Source organism: Nitrincola nitratireducens (genome assembly GCF_000585235.1).
GTDB classification, from domain to species: Bacteria; Pseudomonadota; Gammaproteobacteria; order Pseudomonadales; family Balneatricaceae; genus Nitrincola; species Nitrincola alkalisediminis.
On the sequence record NZ_AONB01000023.1, the window covers coordinates 55,919 to 77,428 of the forward strand.

20 protein-coding genes and 1 pseudogene are annotated in these 21,510 nt (G+C 43.8%); 8 read left to right on the top strand and 13 right to left on the bottom strand.

The genetic code is table 11. The features are described from left to right. Positions 1-43: 43 nt before the first annotated feature. From D791_RS16165 to D791_RS16180, 4 genes are all read right to left on the bottom strand, one after another. On the bottom strand, positions 44-502 hold the full coding sequence (locus tag D791_RS16165; protein ID WP_036513844.1) for a universal stress protein: 459 nt from the start codon (positions 500-502) through the stop codon (positions 44-46). Between the two features lie 63 nt (positions 503-565). Then, entirely contained in the window at positions 566-2,179 is a 1,614-nt protein-coding gene (locus D791_RS16170) for an MFS transporter (protein WP_036513847.1), read from the bottom strand. Positions 2,180-2,446: 267 nt separating this feature from the next. Further along, a complete protein-coding gene (gene narL, locus D791_RS16175; RefSeq protein ID WP_036513850.1) occupies positions 2,447-3,118 on the bottom strand; it encodes a two-component system response regulator NarL in 672 nt (223 codons plus the stop codon). 18 nt (positions 3,119-3,136) lie between these two features. Next, positions 3,137-4,966, bottom strand: coding sequence for a histidine kinase (locus D791_RS16180; RefSeq protein WP_051514630.1), 1,830 nt, complete (start codon positions 4,964-4,966; stop codon positions 3,137-3,139). Between the two features lie 337 nt (positions 4,967-5,303). On the opposite strand from D791_RS16180, the gene D791_RS16185 reads away from it, so the two are divergent. The 8 genes and pseudogenes from D791_RS16185 (at position 5,304) to D791_RS16220 (ending at position 15,486) form a co-directional block, all read left to right on the top strand. Continuing rightward, complete coding sequence (locus tag D791_RS16185; RefSeq protein WP_036513856.1) at positions 5,304-9,056, top strand: nitrate reductase subunit alpha; 3,753 nt, start codon at positions 5,304-5,306, stop codon at positions 9,054-9,056. Next, positions 9,053-10,609, top strand: a pseudogene (gene narH, locus D791_RS16190) (nitrate reductase subunit beta). Before D791_RS16185 ends, narH begins: the two are co-directional and overlap by 4 nt. A gap of 10 nt (positions 10,610-10,619) precedes the next feature. Continuing rightward, entirely contained in the window at positions 10,620-11,336 is a 717-nt protein-coding gene (gene narJ / locus D791_RS16195) for a nitrate reductase molybdenum cofactor assembly chaperone (protein WP_036513860.1), read from the top strand. A gap of 73 nt (positions 11,337-11,409) precedes the next feature. Then, on the top strand, positions 11,410-12,039 hold the full coding sequence (gene narI / locus D791_RS16200; protein ID WP_337588682.1) for a respiratory nitrate reductase subunit gamma: 630 nt from the start codon (positions 11,410-11,412) through the stop codon (positions 12,037-12,039). A 56-nt stretch (positions 12,040-12,095) separates the two neighbouring features. After that, positions 12,096-12,905, top strand: a complete 810-nt coding sequence (locus tag D791_RS16205) for a peptidylprolyl isomerase (protein WP_036513862.1) — start codon at positions 12,096-12,098, stop codon at positions 12,903-12,905. Between the two features lie 36 nt (positions 12,906-12,941). Next, a complete protein-coding gene (moaB, locus tag D791_RS16210; protein WP_036513865.1) occupies positions 12,942-13,496 on the top strand; it encodes a molybdenum cofactor biosynthesis protein B in 555 nt (184 codons plus the stop codon). A 21-nt stretch (positions 13,497-13,517) separates the two neighbouring features. Next, a complete protein-coding gene (locus D791_RS16215) occupies positions 13,518-14,762 on the top strand; it encodes a molybdopterin molybdotransferase MoeA (RefSeq protein WP_081763929.1) in 1,245 nt (414 codons plus the stop codon). Further along, positions 14,728-15,486, top strand: a complete 759-nt coding sequence (locus D791_RS16220) for a Crp/Fnr family transcriptional regulator (protein WP_036513868.1) — start codon at positions 14,728-14,730, stop codon at positions 15,484-15,486. The genes D791_RS16215 and D791_RS16220 overlap by 35 nt, the downstream gene beginning before the upstream one ends. A 23-nt stretch (positions 15,487-15,509) precedes the next feature. Here the strand turns inward: D791_RS16220 and D791_RS16225 are convergent, their stop codons facing one another. The 9 genes from D791_RS16225 to D791_RS16260 all read right to left on the bottom strand — a co-directional run bounded on the left by D791_RS16225 (position 15,510) and on the right by D791_RS16260 (position 21,468). Beyond that, complete coding sequence (locus D791_RS16225) at positions 15,510-15,878, bottom strand: SirB2 family protein (protein ID WP_157682413.1); 369 nt, start codon at positions 15,876-15,878, stop codon at positions 15,510-15,512. 23 nt (positions 15,879-15,901) lie between these two features. After that, complete coding sequence (moaA, locus tag D791_RS16230) at positions 15,902-16,921, bottom strand: GTP 3',8-cyclase MoaA (protein ID WP_051514632.1); 1,020 nt, start codon at positions 16,919-16,921, stop codon at positions 15,902-15,904. Positions 16,922-16,945: 24 nt separating this feature from the next. Further along, positions 16,946-17,725, bottom strand: a complete 780-nt coding sequence (gene moaC / locus D791_RS19815) for a cyclic pyranopterin monophosphate synthase MoaC (RefSeq protein WP_036513873.1) — start codon at positions 17,723-17,725, stop codon at positions 16,946-16,948. Positions 17,726-17,903: 178 nt separating this feature from the next. Then, entirely contained in the window at positions 17,904-19,007 is a 1,104-nt protein-coding gene (locus D791_RS16240) for an ABC transporter ATP-binding protein (protein WP_051514633.1), read from the bottom strand. Beyond that, on the bottom strand, positions 19,004-19,672 hold the full coding sequence (gene modB, locus D791_RS16245; RefSeq protein WP_036513876.1) for a molybdate ABC transporter permease subunit: 669 nt from the start codon (positions 19,670-19,672) through the stop codon (positions 19,004-19,006). The genes D791_RS16240 and modB overlap by 4 nt, the downstream gene beginning before the upstream one ends. Continuing rightward, complete coding sequence (gene modA / locus D791_RS19820; protein WP_081763925.1) at positions 19,672-20,211, bottom strand: molybdate ABC transporter substrate-binding protein; 540 nt, start codon at positions 20,209-20,211, stop codon at positions 19,672-19,674. The genes modB and modA overlap by 1 nt, the downstream gene beginning before the upstream one ends. Further along, positions 20,151-20,420, bottom strand: coding sequence for a type 2 periplasmic-binding domain-containing protein (locus tag D791_RS19305; RefSeq protein ID WP_051514635.1), 270 nt, complete (start codon positions 20,418-20,420; stop codon positions 20,151-20,153). The genes modA and D791_RS19305 overlap by 61 nt, the downstream gene beginning before the upstream one ends. An 89-nt stretch (positions 20,421-20,509) precedes the next feature. Then, complete coding sequence (gene mog, locus D791_RS16255) at positions 20,510-21,055, bottom strand: molybdopterin adenylyltransferase (RefSeq protein WP_036513879.1); 546 nt, start codon at positions 21,053-21,055, stop codon at positions 20,510-20,512. An 8-nt stretch (positions 21,056-21,063) separates the two neighbouring features. Further along, positions 21,064-21,468 (bottom strand): hypothetical protein, encoded by a 405-nt coding sequence (locus D791_RS16260; RefSeq protein WP_036513882.1) that lies wholly within the window; start codon positions 21,466-21,468, stop codon positions 21,064-21,066. Positions 21,469-21,510 lie beyond the last annotated feature (42 nt).

Genomic DNA, 21,510 nt, shown 5'->3' on the forward strand with positions numbered 1-21,510 from the left:
AATTCCTTAACCACATGATTTGATATAAAGCATGTGTATAGCCTTATGGACTGGGTAATATGAGTAATGGGCATTCGGCACGTCTCGTTAAAAATGAGCTGACGCTACCAAAAGTCATGTAATCCAGCTCATCTACAAAATAGCTGAGTGATTGAGCGATAAACCCACCGTCGGGTTGGTGGCTGTGTCTTGCGATGACGAGAAGGTCCGGAACACGTTTTTTAGACGCTTTTAAAATCATTTTACGAGGATCGCCCTCGGCTAGAATAACTTCACACTCTAGCCCTTCATTTTTAACAAAACTTGCTCCTTCATTCATTAGGGCTTTTAGTTCGTTATATTCTTCCTGAAATAATTCCTCATTTGCATCTGTTGAGTCCAAAGGGTTCTCTGCAACACCTATTAAAATGATGTGCGGACGAACGCCTCTAAAAAGAGTGAGTACTTGAGCCAATGCCAGTTTTGCATTGCGTGAGCCATCATAGGCAACCATGATTTTCATTTTTTTGCTCCAGTATTGGCGGCAGGTAACAGAAGAGTCTGTTATCTGCCAGCCAATTCAACATTATGGATTTTTTACATAGGCATTTTTGCGTAGATAGAACCACCAATTAACAACGAGGCAGACGGCGTAAAAAACGGCAAAACCATACATTGCCATCTCAGGAGTTCCCGCTTGGATTTGTTCGCCCATGACGCGTGGAGCAATAAAGGCTCCATAGGCTGCAACAGCGGACGTCCAACCTAGGACTGGACCTTTCTGATGTATATCGAAAATAACGCCAATGGTTCGGAAGGTTGAGCCATTGCCAATGCCACTGGCTGCAAACAGCACAACGAATAGGGTTAAGAATAATGCGAAATACGCATTAGGATTAGGCGCATTGTAGGCGAGCATCATCACATAGCCTGTGGCAATTGATGCAAATACCATGATTACAGAAATAACTTGGGTAACGATTGAACCTCCCAATTTATCGGATATCCATCCTCCAATTGGTCGAATTAACGCCCCAACGAAAGGCCCAATCCAAGCCCAAGTTAAGGCACTTGGCGCATCTGGGTTAGGCACTCGAATAACCGATCCATCAATGCCTATTTCGTTAAGGCTACCAAAAATAACGGTAATGGATAGGGGAAGTGCGGCCGAAAATCCAATGAACGAGCCAAAGGTTAAAATGTAGAGAACTGTCATTGACCAAGTGTGCTTATTACCGAAGATAGCGAATTGTTTTTGAATATTCGGTTGGATATCTCCAGGCAGTAAACGTAACATAATAAGGGTTAATACAATGGTAAGGGGTAGAGCGACCCACATATTTAACAGACCAATACCGATCGGCTTTGGCAAAAATAAATACAGACCGATGCCTGCTGCGATAAAACCGACCAAATACAGACCAATAATCTTACCAAACGCATTGAAAGGATTGCCTGGGTTTGGAGTAATCGTCCTTAAGTTATTCATTCCAAACCAACCGAAGAAAGCGAGTGGGATTAAAAAAACTAACCAAATAAAGCCTGCATTTTGTATCCAAGTGGGTGTGCCGGCTTCGATACGACCAATAAGTGTTCCGCTGGCATTTTGTAAGAGGAGAGAGTCTCCCGCAATTGCACCAAAGATGCCAAGAGTCATGACCAATGGAATGAGGATTTGCATGGACGTAACGCCAAAGTTCCCAAGTCCAGCATTCATGCCTAAAGCATAGCCTTGCTGACTTTTTGGATAAAAAGTACTGATATTGCTCATGGAACATGCAAAGTTACCCCCACCAATTCCAGATAACAGTGCTAAAAGTTGAAAGACCCAAAGAGGCGTGTCAGGATCCATTAAGGCGAAACCTGTACCGGCGGCAGGAATCATTAACAATGCAGTGGTTAGAAAAATAGTGTTACGTCCGCCAGCAATGCGTATCATGAATGAGGCTGGAATACGCAGTGTTGCACCTGAGAGTCCAGCAATGGCAGAGAGTGTGAAAAGTTGTGATGGCTCAAATGGAAAGCCTAAATTCAGCATCTGTACCGTAATCATGCCCCACATTAACCAGATAGCGAACCCCATTAAAAGACTGGGGATTGATATCCAAAGGTTACGATTTGCAATCGATTTACCGGTCGTATTCCAATAAGCCTGATTTTCGACATCCCAATCATGGATGTCTTGGTTGCTTTTGGCCATAAAAGTTATCCCGTATTGCGTTGACGGAGGAGTAAAATGTTTCTGTTGTGTTCAAAAATATTTTACTCTCCCGAATATACGCCCAGGCTTAGAGAACAAAAACTGCCAAAATAACTCCATTATTGTCGATATATTACTTTGTAGGTATCTAGTTTTAATTGTTTAGTTTTTTGATTTAAAAAGGTTTTTTGTTGTCTTGAGACTTTGTTTTTCTTGAGTCTCTTTCTGAAAGTTTATTTAGAGGTACTTACAAATTTTGGGCTGCGTCTAGCGATTCATACCCTCTTGCACAGCCCATACAGCGACCTCAACTCGAGATCTAAAATGCATTTTTTTCAATAGGTTTTTGACATGGACCTTTACGGTTCCCTCCGTAACATCTAAACGTCGAGCAATCATTTTATTTGAGAGGCCTTCAGCAATAAGACGAAGGATTTGTAATTCTCGTGCGGTTAATGAGGACACATCTGGACCGCTGGGACGATTACGTTGATTTCTAAGAGCTTCAGCCAACAAGGCCGTTAAGCGTTCACTCACGACCATCTTGCCATGAGCAGCTTGTCGCAAGTGAGTAATGAGGTCCTCGGGTTCCATGTCTTTTAACAGATAGCCGTCCGCTCCGGACTTTAGTGCTGAGACAACATCTTCTTCATGGTCAGATACGGTAAAAATTAAAATTCGTGCGGTTATGTCCTTTGCGCGAAGCATTTTTAGAGTTTCAATGCCATTAATATCCGGCATATTTAAATCCAATAAAATGAGGTCTGGATCAAGATCTAAGGCTTTTTGAATCCCCTCTTCAGCATGGCTGGCTTCACCAACGACAAGCATATCCTCTTCTAACTCTAAAAGCTGTTTGATGCCTCGTCTGAGTAAGGGGTGATCATCAATTAATAAAATCGATGCGGGGGATTCATTTGAATATTGAATTGATGACATAGTCACATTCCTTAACATTTAGCTAGGTTGAATAGGAGTCAACATAATCGACGATGGTGTTTTCACACTGACAGGCGAAAAGTTTAAATGTAATTGAACTCCGCCCTCAGGTCGATTTTCGATGGAGAGGTGGCCACCCAGTGTCATAGAGCGATCTCGCATGATGATGAGCCCATAATGGTTTTCAGGAACTTTGCCATCTTTAAGACCCACACCATTGTCTTGAATAAGTAGATGAACACTGGCTCTGACAAAGGAGAGTTCCACTGCAATAGCGGTTGCTTGAGCATGCTTATGAATATTAGACAGTGCTTCGCGCATGATCTGAAGCAGGTGAACTTCCTCATTTGGGCTTAGTAGACTTGGTGGTAATGAATAATCAAACTGAATACTGAGTTGCATACGTTTTGAAAACTCATCAATGGTTTGTTGAATGGCTTCTTTTAGGCTGGGTTGGTTTAGTTGCAGTCGGAAAGTGGTTAATAATTCACGCAATTGAGCGTACGCATTATTAAGGCCTGTACGGATCTCGGCAATAATCGTTTCTTGTGTTGCGGAGACAGTTTCCTTTTGTTGTACTTTTTGTAATCGGCTAACCTGCATTTTCAAGTAGGACAAGGATTGAGCCAGAGAGTCATGTAATTCTCGCGCGATGACTGTGCGCTCCTCTAATAAGGATAACTGTTGTCTTTCAGAACTTTTGTTGTGCAAATACACCGCTGTACCTATCTGATCTGTCAGTGTTTCTAATAGTCGAATAGCGCGATCACTTAAAACCCGTCCTTGAGGATAGTGAGTTTCTAAAGTGCCGAGTTGTTGATTACCTGCAGAGATCGGTAACGTCAGTTTTATCTTTGTTTTTTCAGACACAGGTATCGGATCCGGAGTGTCTGTTTTGAGGCAGGCATTACATGAGTAGTCTTTACAATAGGCGGGTCGTGTGATGACCTGTGTTGTCATGACAGGTGTTAAGTGCGGCATTTCATCAGATGCCAAGTATAGATTCGTAGGGCCAATATCCAATAGTTTTTCAACGGCTTTAAGGACAGGTACGGCCCCTCTGCATAAATCTCCACCGTGTTCATATAAATGGTGACTGGCATCGTGCAAAAGCTGTAATGCCGCATGACTTCGTTCAAGCTCTAATGTTTTTTGTTTAACTCGTGCTTCCAAGTTGGCATAGCTTGCTGATAGCTGTGTTGCCATGTCATCAAATGTCTGGCCTAAGGCTGATAGCTCATCTTCGCCTTTTAATTCTGAGCGGATACTGAAGTTATGCTGACTGGCCTCACGCACTAGCAGCATTAGACGTTTTAAGGGTTGAGCAATTTTCTTACGCAAGTCCTCAACAGAGACAAGAATAATGACAATTGCAAAGGCTAGGCAAGTAAATTGAATAAATAAAAGTAAGCGAATTTTATTTTCAGTATTGTTTTCAAGAATTGAGACGAGTGAGTCAATTTCAATAAACAAGGCTTCTAGGGTTTTTTCTTGGTCATAAAAATGAGATGCATCCCATCGATTTTCCGCGCGTAAAGAAGGCATTACTTGATGAACCCAAAGATGTTCAATTTTTTGATGCTGAGCAACCAGTTGTTGATCCGTTGCTTTTTTCATCGCACGAATGAGATCGGGCTGCTTGAGGCGATCAGTAAAGTCATCCAGTGCATGACTTAATTTTGCATTCAGTGAGACGCTATCTTTTTCTAAATCAAAACGAAGTTCATGTAACGTATTGAGTATGCGGTAGGTTTGCATTCTTAAAGAGCCAGCGATATTCAATGCTGCCGCATCTCCACGGGTCCGCTCCGCCACTGTAAAGGAGGCCAAAATGCTGATCATGGCCATTATATAAACCAAAAACATATAGGTTGAAATACGTGCAATGATTGACCGTTTTATCACCTGATTTACCCCGTAAACAGTTTGCGAAGACACGCGTTAATTCAGAACAACAGTGTATAAGAAATGGTTACCTAGTACCTAGGTTAATATCTATATCTAAAGAGGTAGTTTGGGTCTATCTAGAGGTAACCTTACAGACTTTACGTATTTTATATCCCAGAATCCCTTGCAAGTGTCGTGTTGCTCTTAAAGCACACCGCGAACTAAAGCAGCGGCAAGGGTGCCGTAATCAAGTGCGAGAATTTCGTGCATATTATTGAAGGGGTCTGGGAGATCAAGCATGAGCCATTTCATAGATCGACTAAACTATTTTAAAAAGAGACGAGTGCCTTTCTCTAAAGGTCATGGTGAAACACAAGAGACGAGTCGTGACTGGGAGGATGGATACCGTCAACGTTGGCAACACGACAAAGTGGTTCGCTCCACTCATGGTGTGAACTGTACAGGTTCTTGTAGTTGGAAAATATACGTTAAAAATGGGTTGGTAACCTGGGAGACTCAGCAAACAGACTATCCTCGGACTCGTCCTGATTTACCGAACCATGAACCCAGAGGCTGCCCAAGAGGCGCTAGCTATTCTTGGTACATGTACAGTGCCAACCGTTTAAAATATCCCATGATGCGCAAGCAACTGATTCAGTTGTGGCGTGCAGCTAAATCTCAACATGTGGATCCGGTGAATGCATGGGCTTCTATTGTTGAAGATCCAGAAAAAACGGTTCGTTATAAAAGCATGCGCGGCATGGGTGGTTTTGTTCGTTCCTCTTGGGATGAAGTGAATGAGCTGATTGCCGCATCCAATATTTACACCGCCAAAAAGTACGGTCCAGATCGTATTATCGGTTTTTCTCCAATCCCAGCGATGTCGATGGTGTCTTATGCGGCTGGTAGTCGTTATTTGTCGTTGATCGGCGGCGTTTGCATGAGCTTTTACGACTGGTACTGTGACTTGCCTCCTGCATCTCCCATGACCTGGGGAGAACAGACGGATGTTCCTGAGTCGGCGGATTGGTACAACAGTAATTACATTATTGCTTGGGGTTCTAACGTTCCCCAAACACGTACACCTGATGCTCACTTCTTTACAGAAGTCCGCTACAAAGGCACCAAAACGGTTGCGATTACACCGGATTTCTCTGAGGTGGCAAAGCTTTCAGACCAGTGGATCAATCCTAAACAAGGAACAGATGCTGCCTTAGCGATGGCGTTTGGTCATGTTATTTTAAAAGAATTTCATTTAGACAACCCAAGTGAGTACTTCACAGACTACGTCCGTCGTTACACGGATATGCCTTACCTAGTCATGCTAGAAGATCGAGAGAATGGGGTGCAGGTTCCAGGACGTTTCTTACGTGCAAGTGATCTAGCGAATAACCTCGGAGAGGAAAATAATCCCGATTGGAAAACGATTGCCATTGATGAAACAACCAATAATCTGGTGGTACCAAATGGCTCTATTGGCTTTCGTTGGGGGGAGAAGGGTAAGTGGAATATTGAGCAGAAAAATGGAGAGGACCAAGCTGAAACAACTCTTCGGTTAAGTCTTACCGGTGCGCACGATGAAGTTGTCAAAGTTGGTTTTCCATACTTCGGCGGGATTGAGCACGAACATTACAATCATGTAAAAGCAAAGGATGTATTAAACCATTACCTACCTGCGCGCAGTATTACATTGGCGAATGGACAAGACGTTAAGGTTGTTAGTGTATATGACCTGATGGTCGCCAATTACGGTATTGATCGTGGTTTGCATCCTGACGATGATGGCGCAACTGATCTGAACCAAGTCGCACCTTATACACCTGCGTGGCAAGAAGCCATTACGGGTGTTCCGCGCGAAACAGTCATCAAAATTGCCCGCGAGTTTGCGGATACTGCAAATAAAACCAAAGGCCGTTCAATGATTATTGTCGGTGCGGGTATGAACCACTGGTACCACATGGACATGAACTATCGTGGTTTAATGAATATGTTGATCATGTGTGGTTGTGTTGGTCAAAGTGGTGGGGGCTGGGCACATTATGTAGGGCAAGAAAAACTGCGTCCACAGACCGGATGGCAGCCTCTCGCATTTGCGCTTGATTGGCAACGACCACCACGTCACATGAACTCAACCTCGTTTTTCTACGCGCACTCTGGACAGTACCGTTATGAAAAGCTGGATATAAAAGAGATTTTATCGCCTCTGGCTGACCCTAAAGATCATCAAGGCAGTTTGATCGATTTTAACGTTCGCGCTGAGCGTATGGGTTGGTTGCCGTCTGCGCCACAGTTAAACACAAATCCACTAACCCTTGCAGATAAAGCTAAGAAAGCAGGCGTTACGCCGCAGGATTATGTGGTCAATGCATTGAAATCAGGGGAAGTGGCGTTTGCTTCCGAAGATCCAGAGAAAGCAGAAAATCACCCTCGAAACCTCTTTATTTGGCGTTCCAACTTGTTGGGATCTTCAGGTAAAGGGCATGAGTATATGTTGAAGTACCTACTGGGTACACGTCATGGACTGCAGGGGAAAGATCTTGGCGAAGAAGGTGGGGCAATGCCACATGAGGTTAAATGGCATAAAGAAGCGCAAGAAGGCAAGTTAGATCTTTTAGTAACGCTCGACTTTAGAATGTCAACAACATGCCTATACTCCGATATCGTTTTGCCAACAGCCACTTGGTACGAAAAAGATGATTTGAATACGTCGGATATGCATCCTTTTATTCATCCTCTAACAGCGGCTACGGATCCTGCCTGGGAAGCACGCAGTGACTGGGAAATCTACAAGGGTATTGCAAAGGCTTTCTCTGATCATTGTGAAGGGCATTTAGGCATCGAAACGGATCTCGTCACTCTGCCATTGCAACACGATTTGCCAAGCGAGTTAGGGCAAGCGATGGACGTTAAAGACTGGAAGAAAGGCGAGTGCGAGCTTATTCCAGGTAAAACAGCCCCATCTTTAATTCCAGTTGAACGTAACTATCCGGAAACCTATGCACGTTTTACCTCGCTGGGTCCAGCGCTTGAGAAAATGGGTAATGGCGGTAAGGGCATCAGCTGGAACACAGAATCCGAAGTAGAGCTACTTGGTAAACTAAACCTTAAGCATACATCTGGTAGCAATGAAGGCCGTCCAAAAATTGAAACGGCGATTGATGCTGCTGAGGTTGTGTTAACTCTCGCCCCCGAAACCAATGGACACGTGGCGGTTAAGGCTTGGCAAGCACTTTCTAACATTACAGGTTTAGACCATACCCATTTGGCTCGACCTAAAGAAGAGGAAAAAATTCGTTTCAGAGACATTGTTGCACAACCTCGAAAGATTATTTCCAGCCCAACGTGGTCAGGACTCGAAGATGAACATGTGTCTTATAATGCCTGTTATACCAATGTTCATGAACTGATCCCCTGGAGAACGCTGACAGGCCGCCAACAGTTCTATCAGGATCATTATTGGATGAGGGCCTTTGGTGAAAGCTTATTGGTTTATCGTCCACCCATTAACACCAAAGCCGTGGACTCTATGTTGGGTAAACGCTCCAACGGCAATCCAGAAAAAGCCTTGAACTGGATCACGCCCCATCAGAAATGGGGGATTCACAGTACCTACAGTGACAACTTGCTCATGTTGACCTTGTCACGTGGTGGTCCAATTGTTTGGATGAGTGAAGATGACGCTAAGGAGATAGGCGTTGAGGATAACGATTGGATTGAGCTGTTCAATAGCAACGGCGCTATATCGGCTCGCGCAGTCGTCAGTCAGCGAGTCATGCCAGGTATGGTGATGATGTATCACGCTCAAGAGCGAATTGTGAACGTCCCAGGCTCTGAAATTACAGGTACCCGCGGTGGTATTCATAACTCAGTGACACGCGTCTGCCCTAAACCGACTCATATGATCGGTGGTTATGCGCATCAGGCCTATGGATTTAACTATTACGGAACGGTGGGCTCAAATCGTGATGAATTCGTTGTCGTACGGAAAATGAAACGCATTGATTGGTTGGATGGCGAAGGTAATGATTATGAACAGGAGACAGTGAAATGAAAATTCGTTCACAAGTCGGTATGGTGCTGAACTTAGACAAGTGCATAGGATGCCACACCTGTTCAGTGACCTGCAAGAATGTCTGGACCAGTCGGGAAGGCATGGAGTATGCCTGGTTTAACAATGTCGAGACCAAACCCGGTATTGGCTATCCCAAAGAATGGGAAAATCAGGATAAGTGGAAAGGAGGTTGGTTACGCCGAGCGGATGGTCGTATTGAGCCGCGTATCGGAGGACGCTTTCGTGTATTGGCGAACATTTTTGCTAATCCCGATTTGCCAGAAATAGATGATTACTACGAACCCTTTGATTTTGATTATGAACATCTGCACAAGGCTCCTGAAGGTAAACATCAGCCTGTCGCACGTCCACGCTCCTTAATCAGTGGCAATCGGATGAATAAGATTGAGTGGGGACAATTGGGAAGAAATTCTGGGTACAGAGTTTGCCAAGCGGCGTAAGGATAAAAACTTTGACCAGGTTCAAGCCGATATTTACGGTCAGTTTGAAAACACCTTCATGATGTATTTACCGCGTCTTTGCGAGCATTGCTTGAATCCTGCATGCGTTGCATCTTGCCCAAGTGGTGCCATATACAAGCGGGATGAAGATGGCATTGTCTTAATTGATCAAGATAAATGCCGTGGCTGGCGGATGTGCATCAGCGGTTGTCCATACAAAAAGATTTACTATAACTGGAAAACCGGAAAATCAGAAAAATGTATTTTCTGCTACCCACGTATTGAGTCAGGTCTTCCAACGGTCTGTTCTGAAACCTGCGTAGGCCGTATTCGTTACCTAGCGTACTCCTATATGACGCCGACAGAATCGAAGAGGTTGCAAGTACACCAGATGAAGGTGATCTCTATCAGAAACAACTGGAAATTTTCTTAGATCCATTTGACCCCAAAGTCATTGCGCAAGCGAAGTTAGATGGTATTGAAGACAATGTGATCCGGGCTGCACAAGGTTCACCAGTGTACAAAATGGCTGTTGACTGGAAGTTGGCTTTGCCTCTACACCCAGAATATCGCACCTTGCCAATGGTCTGGTATGTCCCTCCATTATCACCGATTCAGTCCGCAGCCGATGCTGGAAAGATAGGGCATGTAGGTGTGTTGCCTGATGTTGATAGTTTACGAATTCCGGTTCGTTATTTAGCAAACTTACTGACAGCGGGTGACGAAAAGCCGGTGACTTTGGCGTTAAAACGCATTCTTGCGATGAGAGAGTTTAAACGCTCACAGCAGGTTGAAGGGGTTGTAAATAAGCAAGCATTGGATCAGGTGGGTCTTTCGATCCAGCAGGCCGAAGAAATGTACCGTTACTTAGCGATTGCGAATTACGAAGATCGTTTTGTGATACCCAGCAGCCATCGTGAGTTAGCACGAGAGGCTTTTCCTGAACGTAATGGTTGTGGCTTTACGTTTGGGAACGGCTGCCAAGGTGGGGACAGTGAGTTTAGTTTGTTTGGTGGCAAAAAACAGACAACAACCATGGTTCAAAAACTCAGCGGTGTGCAGCAAGTTGATCCTGCGTCATTAAAGGATTGAGGAGTATTCCATGAAAAGTCTTAAAGTGATTGCTTATTTACTTGATTACCCATCACCGGAAATGCGTGATTCTCGTGTAGAGATGGTTGCGTATCTCCGTCAAGAGCGCATCGTGTCCGGTGAGCTTTTAGAACAACTCATCGCCTTCGTTGATGAACTTTGCACGATGGACGTATTAGAGGCACAAGAGGCGTATGTCTCGCTCTTTGATCGTGGTAGGTCCGTGTCATTGCTGTTATTTGAGCATGTTCATGGAGAATCTAGAGATCGTGGACAGGCGATGGTTAATTTAATGGCTGAATATGAAAAAGCAGGACTCGAGATAGATGCCCGAGAGTTGCCAGACTATTTGCCTTTATTCCTAGAGTTTTTGTCAACACGGCCCACCAATAACATCCGTCAGTGGCTATGCTCGATAGAGCATATCCTTGCCTTAATTGGGGAGAGATTGAAGCAAAGAGAGAGTGCTTACGCACTCCTTTTCGAAGCCTTACTGATCATCGCTGGATCAGAGTTTGAGGATACATCAATTGCGGAACGTGTTTCTTCCGAAGTTCGAGACGATACACCCGAAGCATTAGATAAAGTCTGGGAAGAAGAAATGGTGCAGTTTATCGGAAACAGTACGAGTTCATCCTGTGGGGAGTCGGGTGTGATCCAGCAGAGGCGTGCAGAGTTAGGTCGTGTGCAGACCTTACATGTACAGAATCTCCAGACAACTGTTTAACAGTTTCGGATAAGAGGATATAGGTTATGCAATATCTAAATTATTTGTTCTTTGGGATATATCCTACATTGCCTTGGCAATATTTCTAGTTGGCAGTTGGTTACGGTATGACCACGGGCAATTTACATGGAAAGCCGGTTCAAGCCAGATGCTCAGTTCATCCGGTATGCGCCTGGCCAGCAACCTCTTTCATGTGGGGATATTGCTGATTTTCTTTGGTCATTTAGTAGGGCTTCTTACTCCTTCATGGGTGTATGAGCCTTTTATGTCCGCAGGCACTAAACAAATCATTGCGATAGTGGTGGGTGGTGTTGCTGGTGCGATGTGTTGGGTTGGGTCGTTTATGCTGCTTAAGCGTCGTTTGACAGATCCACGCGTTAAAGCGACAGGAACGTTTGCAGATACATTGGTGATTGGCATTCTTTGGGTTCAAGTTACCTTGGGTATGCTTACTATTGTTGCAAGCTTGGGGCATTTAGATGGCTCTGTTATGAAGCAGTTATCCTATTGGGCCCAGGCTGTGGTCACCTTCCAAGGTAACCCCGCGCAGTACATTGAGGGTGTGCACCCAATCTACAAAGCTCATATTTTTCTAGGTATCACCATTTTCGTGGTCTTCCCCTTCACGCGCTTAGTGCACGTATGGAGTGCCCCCGTTGAGTATCTAACACGTCGTTACCAATTGGTTCGTAAACGCGCTTGATCCCTATTGTTAGGCGGGACTAGATCCCGTCTGACTTTTTGTCTTTGGAGATAATCATGAACATGATCCCATTAACACAAGTTGACATTGATCTATCTGGACATAGATTTCCAGACGTTAAAGTCGCAAATGAACTTATCGATCAAGAGGATATTGCCCGCGAGATGCAACATCACCCTAGTGACAGTCTTGAACAGGTTTGGATATCGGCAGCGCGTAGTTTAGTCATTAAGCGGCTACTTGAGATGAGAGCGCTTGAACTAGGGTTGACGGAAGAGGATGAAAGTCAGCGTATAGCCTCGTTGTTAGAAAAAGAGCTTCCTATACCTGAACCGGATACATCTGCTTGTGAGCGTTACTATGAACAGAACATGGCGCGTTTTAAAACGCCTTCATTATTAGCTGTTCGTCATATTCTTCTGGCAGCCGCTCCAGATGACCAAGAAACTAGAGATTCTAGCTATGCCGCAGCGTTGGATATTTTGCAAATCTTGAAAAAAGATGAGTCACGGTTTGGCACCTTGGCTGCACGTTATTCGGCCTGTGAATCAAAGCATCAAGGAGGGCAGTTAGGTCAAATTAGCAAGGGGCAAACCGTTGCTGAGTTTGAGCGGCAGATTAAAGACCTGCCTGTTGGTTTGCATTCCTCTCCGATTGAGAGCCGTTACGGTTGGCATATTGTGTCAATTGATCAGCGAATAGAGGGTGAACAAATGCCTTATGAAATAGTAAAAACTACGATTCAACAAATGCTCCAAGAGAGTGTCACACGCCGCTGCTTAAAGCAGTACATTCAGGTACTTGCTTCAGAGGTTGCTATTGAAGGGATTGATATGGGCCAAGATACATCTCCTCTTATGCAATAAGAATCACTTAAACGTTTTCAAATAAAAGGCTAAATAATGGGGCATGTGAAAAACAATACACCTTTCCGACCCTTAAATATTGCTGTCTTAACAGTGTCGGATTCACGAGTGCTTGATGAAGATGATGCTGGGCAATTGTTGATAGATGGAATACTGGCGGCTGGACACCTTGTTGGGAATCGCACACTTGTTAAAGCGAATCGATATGGCATCCGAGCCGTTGTGTCCGCTTGGATTTTAGACCCGAATACTCATGCAATTTTAGTGAATGGTGGTACAGGTCTGAACGAAAGTGACTGTGTACCTGAAGCCCTGATTCCATTATTTGATCGATTGATTGATGGATATGGAGAGCTATTTCGCTTGCTATCCTTTCAATCATTAGGTTCGTCTTCTATGCAGTCGCGAGCGGTAGCTGGCATCGCAAATAAAACGGTAATCTTTACCATGCCCGGATCGCCAAAAGCCTGTCGACTGGCATGGAATGAACTGATTTCATTGCAATTAGATGCAAGGCAAAAACCATGTAATTTTGTTGCAGGCCTCGTGTCTGATGTCGAAAACTGTGCGTCACGAAATGATAATGTATGAAGATGAGGTTTAGAAATGGTCATGAGTAAAAAGTGTGGCTGTGATACCGCTGGCAGTACGTCATTAATGCCCCTTTCTGAAGCCGTCCAACAACTTTTATTCGAAGCTAGATGTCTTGTTGAGGCTGAGGTTTGCCCGCTTCATAAAGCATCGGGTCGTGTTTTAGCACAGGACTACATTGCTCGTTATGCCGTTCCTCCCACTGATAATAGCGCGATGGACGGATATGCACTGAGCTTTGATGATCTCACAGTATCTAGAGCAATGCGCGTTAGTCAACGTATTCAAGCAGGGTCGCTAGCTCAGCCTTTAGAGAAAGGGACGTGCTGTCGTATCTTTACCGGCGCCCCTATTCCATTCGGAGCTGATACGGTGATTATGCAAGAGCATGTAGAGCCGTTAAATGATGACGTTGTGTATTTGATTGGATCTATGGCAAAAGGAGATCATATCCGTTTAGCCGGAGAGGATTTAAAGCCCGGAGATAAAATTTTATCGAAAGGGGTACGTTTAGGACCGGCTGAGTGTGGTGTGCTCGCGAGTCAAGGTATTGATAAAGTAAGTGTTTTTCGACCGTTAAAAGTGGCAGTTCTCGCAACCGGTGATGAGTTAATTCAACCCGGACAACCTTGGTCGCAGGGTAAATTGTTTAACAGTAATCGTTATACCTTAATGGCCGGTATTGAAAGTTTGGGCATGCAGGTCATCGACATGGGAGTTGTAAAGGATGAGGCTCTTGCAACGCAGGCGATTTTACAAAAAGCCAGTGAGATTGCTGATGTTATTATCACAACGGGTGGTGTTTCTGTCGGAGAAGCTGATTTTGTGCGTGATTGCGTAGCTCAATCGGGGCATTTAACGCTCTGGGGAGTGGCGATCAAACCTGGAAAGCCCTTTGCATTTGGCGACGTGCATGGCGTTCCATTTTTAGGTCTACCAGGTAATCCTGTAGCAAGCTTAGTGACCTTCGATGTGTTGGCTTTACCTTACTTAAGACAATGTCAGGGGATGAAATACAAACCTTTGACCGAATATAAAATACGAGCAGGTTTTAGTCGTAGTAAAACGCTGGCTCGACAAGAGTTTCTTCGAGTAAGTCTAGTCAATCGTGATGATCAAACCGTCGCGATCCTTCCTGGATCTCAAGGATCAGGAGTATTAAGTACCGCCAGTGAAGCAGACGGCTATCTTGTCATACCTCCATTGACCCCTATTCAAAAAGGCGATGTATATGCGTATTTGCCCTACTCTGGATTCCGTTGGTAATTCTCAAGCCTTTGATGGGTCCGATGAGCAAATGTGTACCAATGCCTGTATGGTCAAAAATCATGCGTTGTTCTGCTGTATGGCTGTAGAGGGCGCTCAGCGTTTGATCAAACGAGCCAAACATATACACATTCCAAGCCATCGCTTAATCTATCGAGAGGGAGATGAGGCGGATAAGTTCTATTTAATAGTGAAAGGCAGTGTAAAGTTATTTAGACCCACACAGGAAGGAGGTGAACATATTATTGATATTGTTCGATCAGGCCATCTTCTAGCTGAGTCCGAGATTTTTGATCAAACACACCAATACCACTACTTTGCTGAAGCCTTACAAACGACCCAAATGATAGGTTTTTCAACCGTTATATTTAGAGAAATAATTAGTCGAGACATTGATGCCTCACGGAAGTTGTTAGCGTATTTCTCAGACTCTCTTAAACGTAAAAATTATGACCTTGAGGTGATGATTAATTGTCCGGCTAAGAAGAGACTGTTGATTTATTTTAAACAGTTATTAGAGGATAATTATGAAAAGGGGGGTGGTGTTCAGTCAGTTGAAATAAAACTACCTATGCCAAAATGTCAATTGGCGGCTAGACTTGCAATGAAACCAGAAACACTATCTAGAATACTCGCTGAACTTAAGCAGAAAGGAATTATTCATATGTCAAGCCGAAAAATACTCATCAATAATGTCGAAGAGTTCATGAAGTTAGCTGTTTGATCATCAACTATAAACTGTATCCTCTAAAAGGGTTTGTATTGAGCTAAATAGATTGCTGATATAACAAAAGCTCCAGCGAAGCTGGCACCGATTACACGATAATGAAATGCTTTTGACTTCATGGCCATAAAGCCGAAAGTGATGTAAAAAAATATTAGGGTGAGTTTTAATAAAAACCATTTTGCATCTAGGGGGGAAAGGCGATAGGTCCAGGCGAGTGTTAGTCCACTGGCAAGCAGTAAAGTATCTATTATATGTGGTGCTACTTTCATAACTCGCCAATGGATGAAGGGTATTTCCATTTCTTTACAAATGAATCGTATTGAAAAAAACAAGACCGAAGAGAATGCAAGGAATACATGTAGTTGTTTTAATAAAAGTACGTCGATCATAATGAGCCCAAAGTAGTAACGTTTCAACCACCCGTCATATTCATGAGCCTTAAGACTTGAATATGATTGTCTTGATCAAATAAATGCTGTTCTGGTTTGAGTAAAATAGCGTTTGATATTGCAGATTTCAATGCTTGGTTACTATTCTTCTTACTTCTAAGTATTGATCTTAAATCAATTGAATGCTCATTTCCTAAGCATAACAGTAGCCTGCCTTCAGCTGTTATTCTGACTCTATCGCATTCGGAGCAAAAGTTGTGCGAATAAGGTGAAATGAATCCGACCTTAGTCGATGAGTCTTGCATGGTGAAATACCGTGATGGACCTGATGTTTTGATATTGCTATTTTTTAAAGCGTAGCGCTGTTCAATAATAGATTTTACTTCATCGCTGGAACAGAACGTCTCTTTTCGACTATGATCCGTAACGATACCAATCGGCATTTCCTCAATAAAACTAATGTCAATATTACGATCACGAGCAAACTCAACTAGGTTCAATACTTCATCATCATTCCTACCCTTCATGATGACGGTGTTGATCTTAATCGACTCAAACCCTTGAGTAATAGCGGCATCAATTCCTTTAATCACTTTATCTAGATAACCGGTCCGAGTTATTTTATGAAATTTATCTTGATCTAAAGAGTCCAAACTAATGTTCAAACGGGTGAGACCGCATTGTTTTAATTGTTGAGCATAATGTACCAACTGACTGCCGTTGGTCGTCATTGTGAAGTCGTTAAATCCGAGCGTGCCGATGTAATCTGTCAGCTGTGTGATGTCTTTGCGTACAAGTGGTTCCCCCCCTGTTAGTCTGATTTTTTCCACGCCGAGTTCTGAAAATACGCTGGCAATTCTTCCAAGCTCTTCTAGGGTTAGTACATCGTCTCGTGGTAAAAATCTCATGTCTTCGTTCATGCAGTAGACACATCTAAAATCACAGCGGTCAGTCACTGACATTCGAATATAGCGAATTTTTCTCCCAAATGAATCAATTAGAAAGTTTGAATTAACATTTCGGACTTTAGTAAGTTGATTCATGATGGCACCCCTGGTTATTGATTGTTAGCCGCCGGTGACCGGTGGAAAAAATGCTATTTCATCACTTGGGTTGATAACGTGGTTTCTCTTGACGAGTTGTTTGTTTACTGCACATAGGATGTTTTTTTCATTGAGTGTTGTTTTCCAAATGTCTCCCTTTTCACTCAAGTGTGAAATGATATCGTCAATGGTTTTTCCTGTTAAGTCGCTTGGATTTAAGTCTAAGGACTCTGTTTTTAACTTTTCTTTTATGTCAGCAAAAAATACTATTCTTAAGAGATTGGTAGGAATGTCTTTTTTTAGATTTTCTATTTGTTTGAAGATCTGGTTGTTCCTATCCCAGTTTCCTGATTTACCACCCACTTTTGTTTGAAGGGAAATGTTTTTTATTTCCATCAGTTTATCGACAGATTTGCACATATCATAGATTGTGAGTGCAGCTACGGATACAGAGGTTAGAGCCTCCATTTCAACACCTGTTTTTCCTTCGACTTTACATTTTGAAATGATGTTAATTCCAGGGAGACTGAAGTTGGGGATTAAATCAATATTGACTTTGTTTAATAATAATGGGTGGCATAAAGGAATGATATCAGATGTTTTTTTGGCTGCCATGATGCCTGCAATTCGTGCAGCAGATAAAACATCACCTTTAGGATGTTTCTTCTCCAAAATCATACTGAGAGTTTGTGGTCTCATCATAATGACTGCTTGTGCTTGAGCAACTCTAGAAGAACTTTCTTTCTCTGATATATCAACCATTCTTGCTTGGCCGAGATCGTTGAGATGGGTAAAGGGTTGCATTTTTAGCCTCTTTAAAGGTTTTTGAAATCTGTATTGAGTAAAATCTAGGGTATATGAAATCTGCTACTCAATAGGTTGACAGAGACGTTGAATAATTGGAATTGATCTCAATAGGTAACACTATATAGGTATAAATAAAACGCTTTAATTTTTAGATAAGAAGCAAGTCGTGATTGCCTTAGGGCTTTTCAAATAGGTGAAGTTGATCCCCTAATAAACTCAGTGACACAACCATGCTTGTATACAGTTTCTGACGCTCAACAAAATGGCGTGGTATGTAGAATCTAAGAGGTAATTCAGGTGCATGAAGAGGACGAACACTGATACTGACATGTGGACCTAAAAGAACCATCTCTTCAATACGTCCTTCTACAGGATTCTCTTTGTCTCCGTTAGAGGGGCGATCAGGACGATGCAAAATTAGGCTCTGCGGTGTTGCCATCCATTCAAGCGTTTGACCCACTGAATAGCGTTTTTGCTTGGGGATACGGAGGTATAGGCCACACCAGTCCAGTATGATTTCCTGATCGGTTATGTTTTTTACAATCCCTTTAAATAGATTATGCATGCCTAACAAGCGAGCGACTGTCGGATTGGTTGGGTGGTTCATCAGTTCATCAGGTGTAGCAACTTGTAGTAGTTGACCGTGATGAAGTACACAAATTCGATCAGCTAATTGCAGGGCTTCCTCAAGATCATGCGTGACTAAAATTGTGGGCGCTTCAATCTGACTACGTAATAAAGCCAGTTCTCGACGGAGTTTGTGGCGCGTTGCTTGGTCGACGGCGGAAAAAGGCTCATCTAATAATAGCAATTGAGGCTTGGCGACCAAGGCTCGGGCCAATGCCACTCGTTGGCGTTGCCCGCCTGATAATTCATGCGGCTTACGTTGCTCCAGTCCGGCTAAATGCACACGTGCTAACCAGTCCAAGGCATTTTGTTTTGCGACTGCTTTCGAGTGCTTTTGCAGTGGAATCATCACGTTTTGTAAGGCGTTAAGATGGGGGAACAGTGCATAGCTTTGAAAGACCATTCCCAGAGAGCGTTGCTCCGGTCTCAGTTGTATCTTGTGCTGACTGCTTAACCATTGAGTGTTACCGCTGTGAATGTGTCCTATGACATCGGTATATAATCCTGCTAAGCATCGTAGCAGTGTTGTTTTTCCACTTCCAGATGGGCCGAGTAGGGCAACTAACTCACCTGCTCGTACACGAAGCTTGGCGTTTAATGGGATCTTTCCTTTTGATTCAAGACAAAAGTCCAGATCTAGCTCGGAGCTCATGTTTTTCTCCGTTGACGGAACTGCCCTAAACTCTGCAGTAGGAGCAAACTCATAAATGCAAGCGTGAGCAGTACCAATGCCATTTGGCCAGCGGCATCCAGATTAAAGGCCTGAACTTGATCATATATAGCGATAGACAGAGTTCGTGTTTCCCCGGCTAAGTTGCCCCCCACCATTAACACTACGCCAAACTCACCTAGGGTATGTGCAAAGGTTAAAACAAATGCACCTGCAAGCCCTGGCCAAATCAATGGTAGCTCAATCTTACAAAAGGTCTGCCAAGGTGTGAGTCCACAGGTTCTTGCCGCATCACGTAACTCTCGATCAATAGCGCTAAAAGCGTGCTGTATAGGTTGAACGGTAAACGGGAGGTTCGCGATGATGGATGCGATGAGCAAGCCTTGAAAACTAAAATTTAGAGATGAGTTAAATAGGCTTTCCCATGCACGACCAAGAGGAGCCTGTCCTGAAAAGGCCACTAGGAAATAATAACCAAGGACAGTGGGAGGGAGTACTAGGGGTAAAAAAATCACACTTTGCAGTACAGGTACCCAAGAGCGCTGACTCCACGCAATCACACGTCCCAGTCCAATGCCAATCGGTAAAAGCAACAGACTAGTGAGCATGGCCAATCGAAAGGAGATTTCGAGTGCTTGTAGCTCCATCAAGGTGCTCCAAAGCCATGTTCAATCAGTATTTTCTTAGCCGTAGTAGTTTGCATAAAGTCATAAAATGAATGTGCTGTAGGCGTCGCATGTTTCATTAATACCATTTTTTGCTCAAGCGGTATGTGCTCAGACTCAGGAATCAGCCACGCTTGGCCGGGAAGATCCCTCCGGCTGGCCAGTAAAGGCCAAGCGACAATACCCGCACGAGCGGCACCGGAGAGAACAAACTGAACGGATTGAGCTGCATTTTCGCCTAGAACAAGTCGCGGCTGTAATGTGTCCTTAACAGACCAATGCTGTAGCCAATCCATCGCAGCCATGCCGTAGGGTGCATGTAGCGGGTTGGCAATTGAGAGCTTATCGCTAGAGTGTGCATTTTCCTGCCATTTTAAAAGTGCCTCTGATGCTGAATCTGCAGACAGGGCATCTTGAGTGTAAAATGCAAGTCTACCAAAAGCATAGCGAGTACCTGCATCTAACGTGAGTTTTTCATTATAAAGTAGCTCGACGAACTCTGAATTGGCGGAAAAAAACAGCTCAAAAGGGCCCCATGGCGCAACTGGCTGGTAAAAACACCGGAAGAGCCGAAGGTTATACTGATATTGCTATCAGGATGACTCTCTTTAAAGGCTTTTTCAATATTAGGCAGCGCCAGTTGTAAATCCGCTGCCGCCGCAATACGAACTGGATTGGCCGCATACGTAGATAATGGAAGAAGTAGCAGAAGAATTAAAATGAACGGCATTAGAGCTCCAGATTTACAACGTTATTCTATAGAAAAACATATCAACAAGGAGGCGGCAATACCTCTCAGGTAATAAACAATGCGACCCGTTATTGTGGAAAGGAATCTTTTGGTCTGAAAACCCTTATCACTTTTTCATCACAGACAAGATATGGGCCATCCATCAGATCAATACAATACGGAATTGCAGGAAATACGGCGTCTAGGCATTGACGAATCGCTTTTGGTTTTCCGGGTAAATTCAGCAGTAGACTATTCCCTCTAAGTCCGGCTGTTTGTCGAGAGAGTATGGCGGTGGGGACATACTTTAACGACTCCATTCTCATTAACTCACCAAAACCAGGCATTAATCGATCGCACACGGCCTCAGTGGCTTCTGGGGTCACGTCTCTAACCGCGGGTCCTGTCCCACCTGTGGTAATCACCATACAACACTTCTCATCATCCACTAAGGTTTTGAGAGTCTCCGAAATTTCATCTTTTTCATCAGGGATAAGACGATAGACAGCCTCCCAGGGGCTGGTCAGATAGGAAGATAACGTATCAATAATAGCGGCGCCTGAAAGATCTTCATATATCCCTTGGCTCGCTCTATCGCTTACAGTAACAATGCCAATTCGTGCTTTTAGTGTCATATAAAATCTCAGTTAAGGTGAACAACATCGCCCTTGCGATTCATTGCAAGGAAATTCGAAATCATCCCCATTTGGATCTGTTGCATCATCATTTTCAATGGTTGAAGGCATTCTTCGCTTGTTGCACGAATGCCAGCTCTTCCATCCATGGCTGCAACAAAGACAATGTCCCAGCTAAATCCTGTTTGCTCGGATTCGCTGACGAGCACAGAGAACTGATCAACCTCGTCAGGTGTGCGATCTACACAGAGTGTGGGAACCAATGTACCACCCTCTCCGCGGGCAAACTCGTCTCTTTGATGCTCATTTGCATTTTCAGGCAATTCTGCTTTTGCGAACACAAACAACAGTCGTTGCGGCTCTTGTTGTTGTTTAGCTAGATTGATCAAATCATTATAGTCATGGAGATTCATGTGTTTTTTCCCACTTAAAATATTTAAGTACGTGTGCACCTA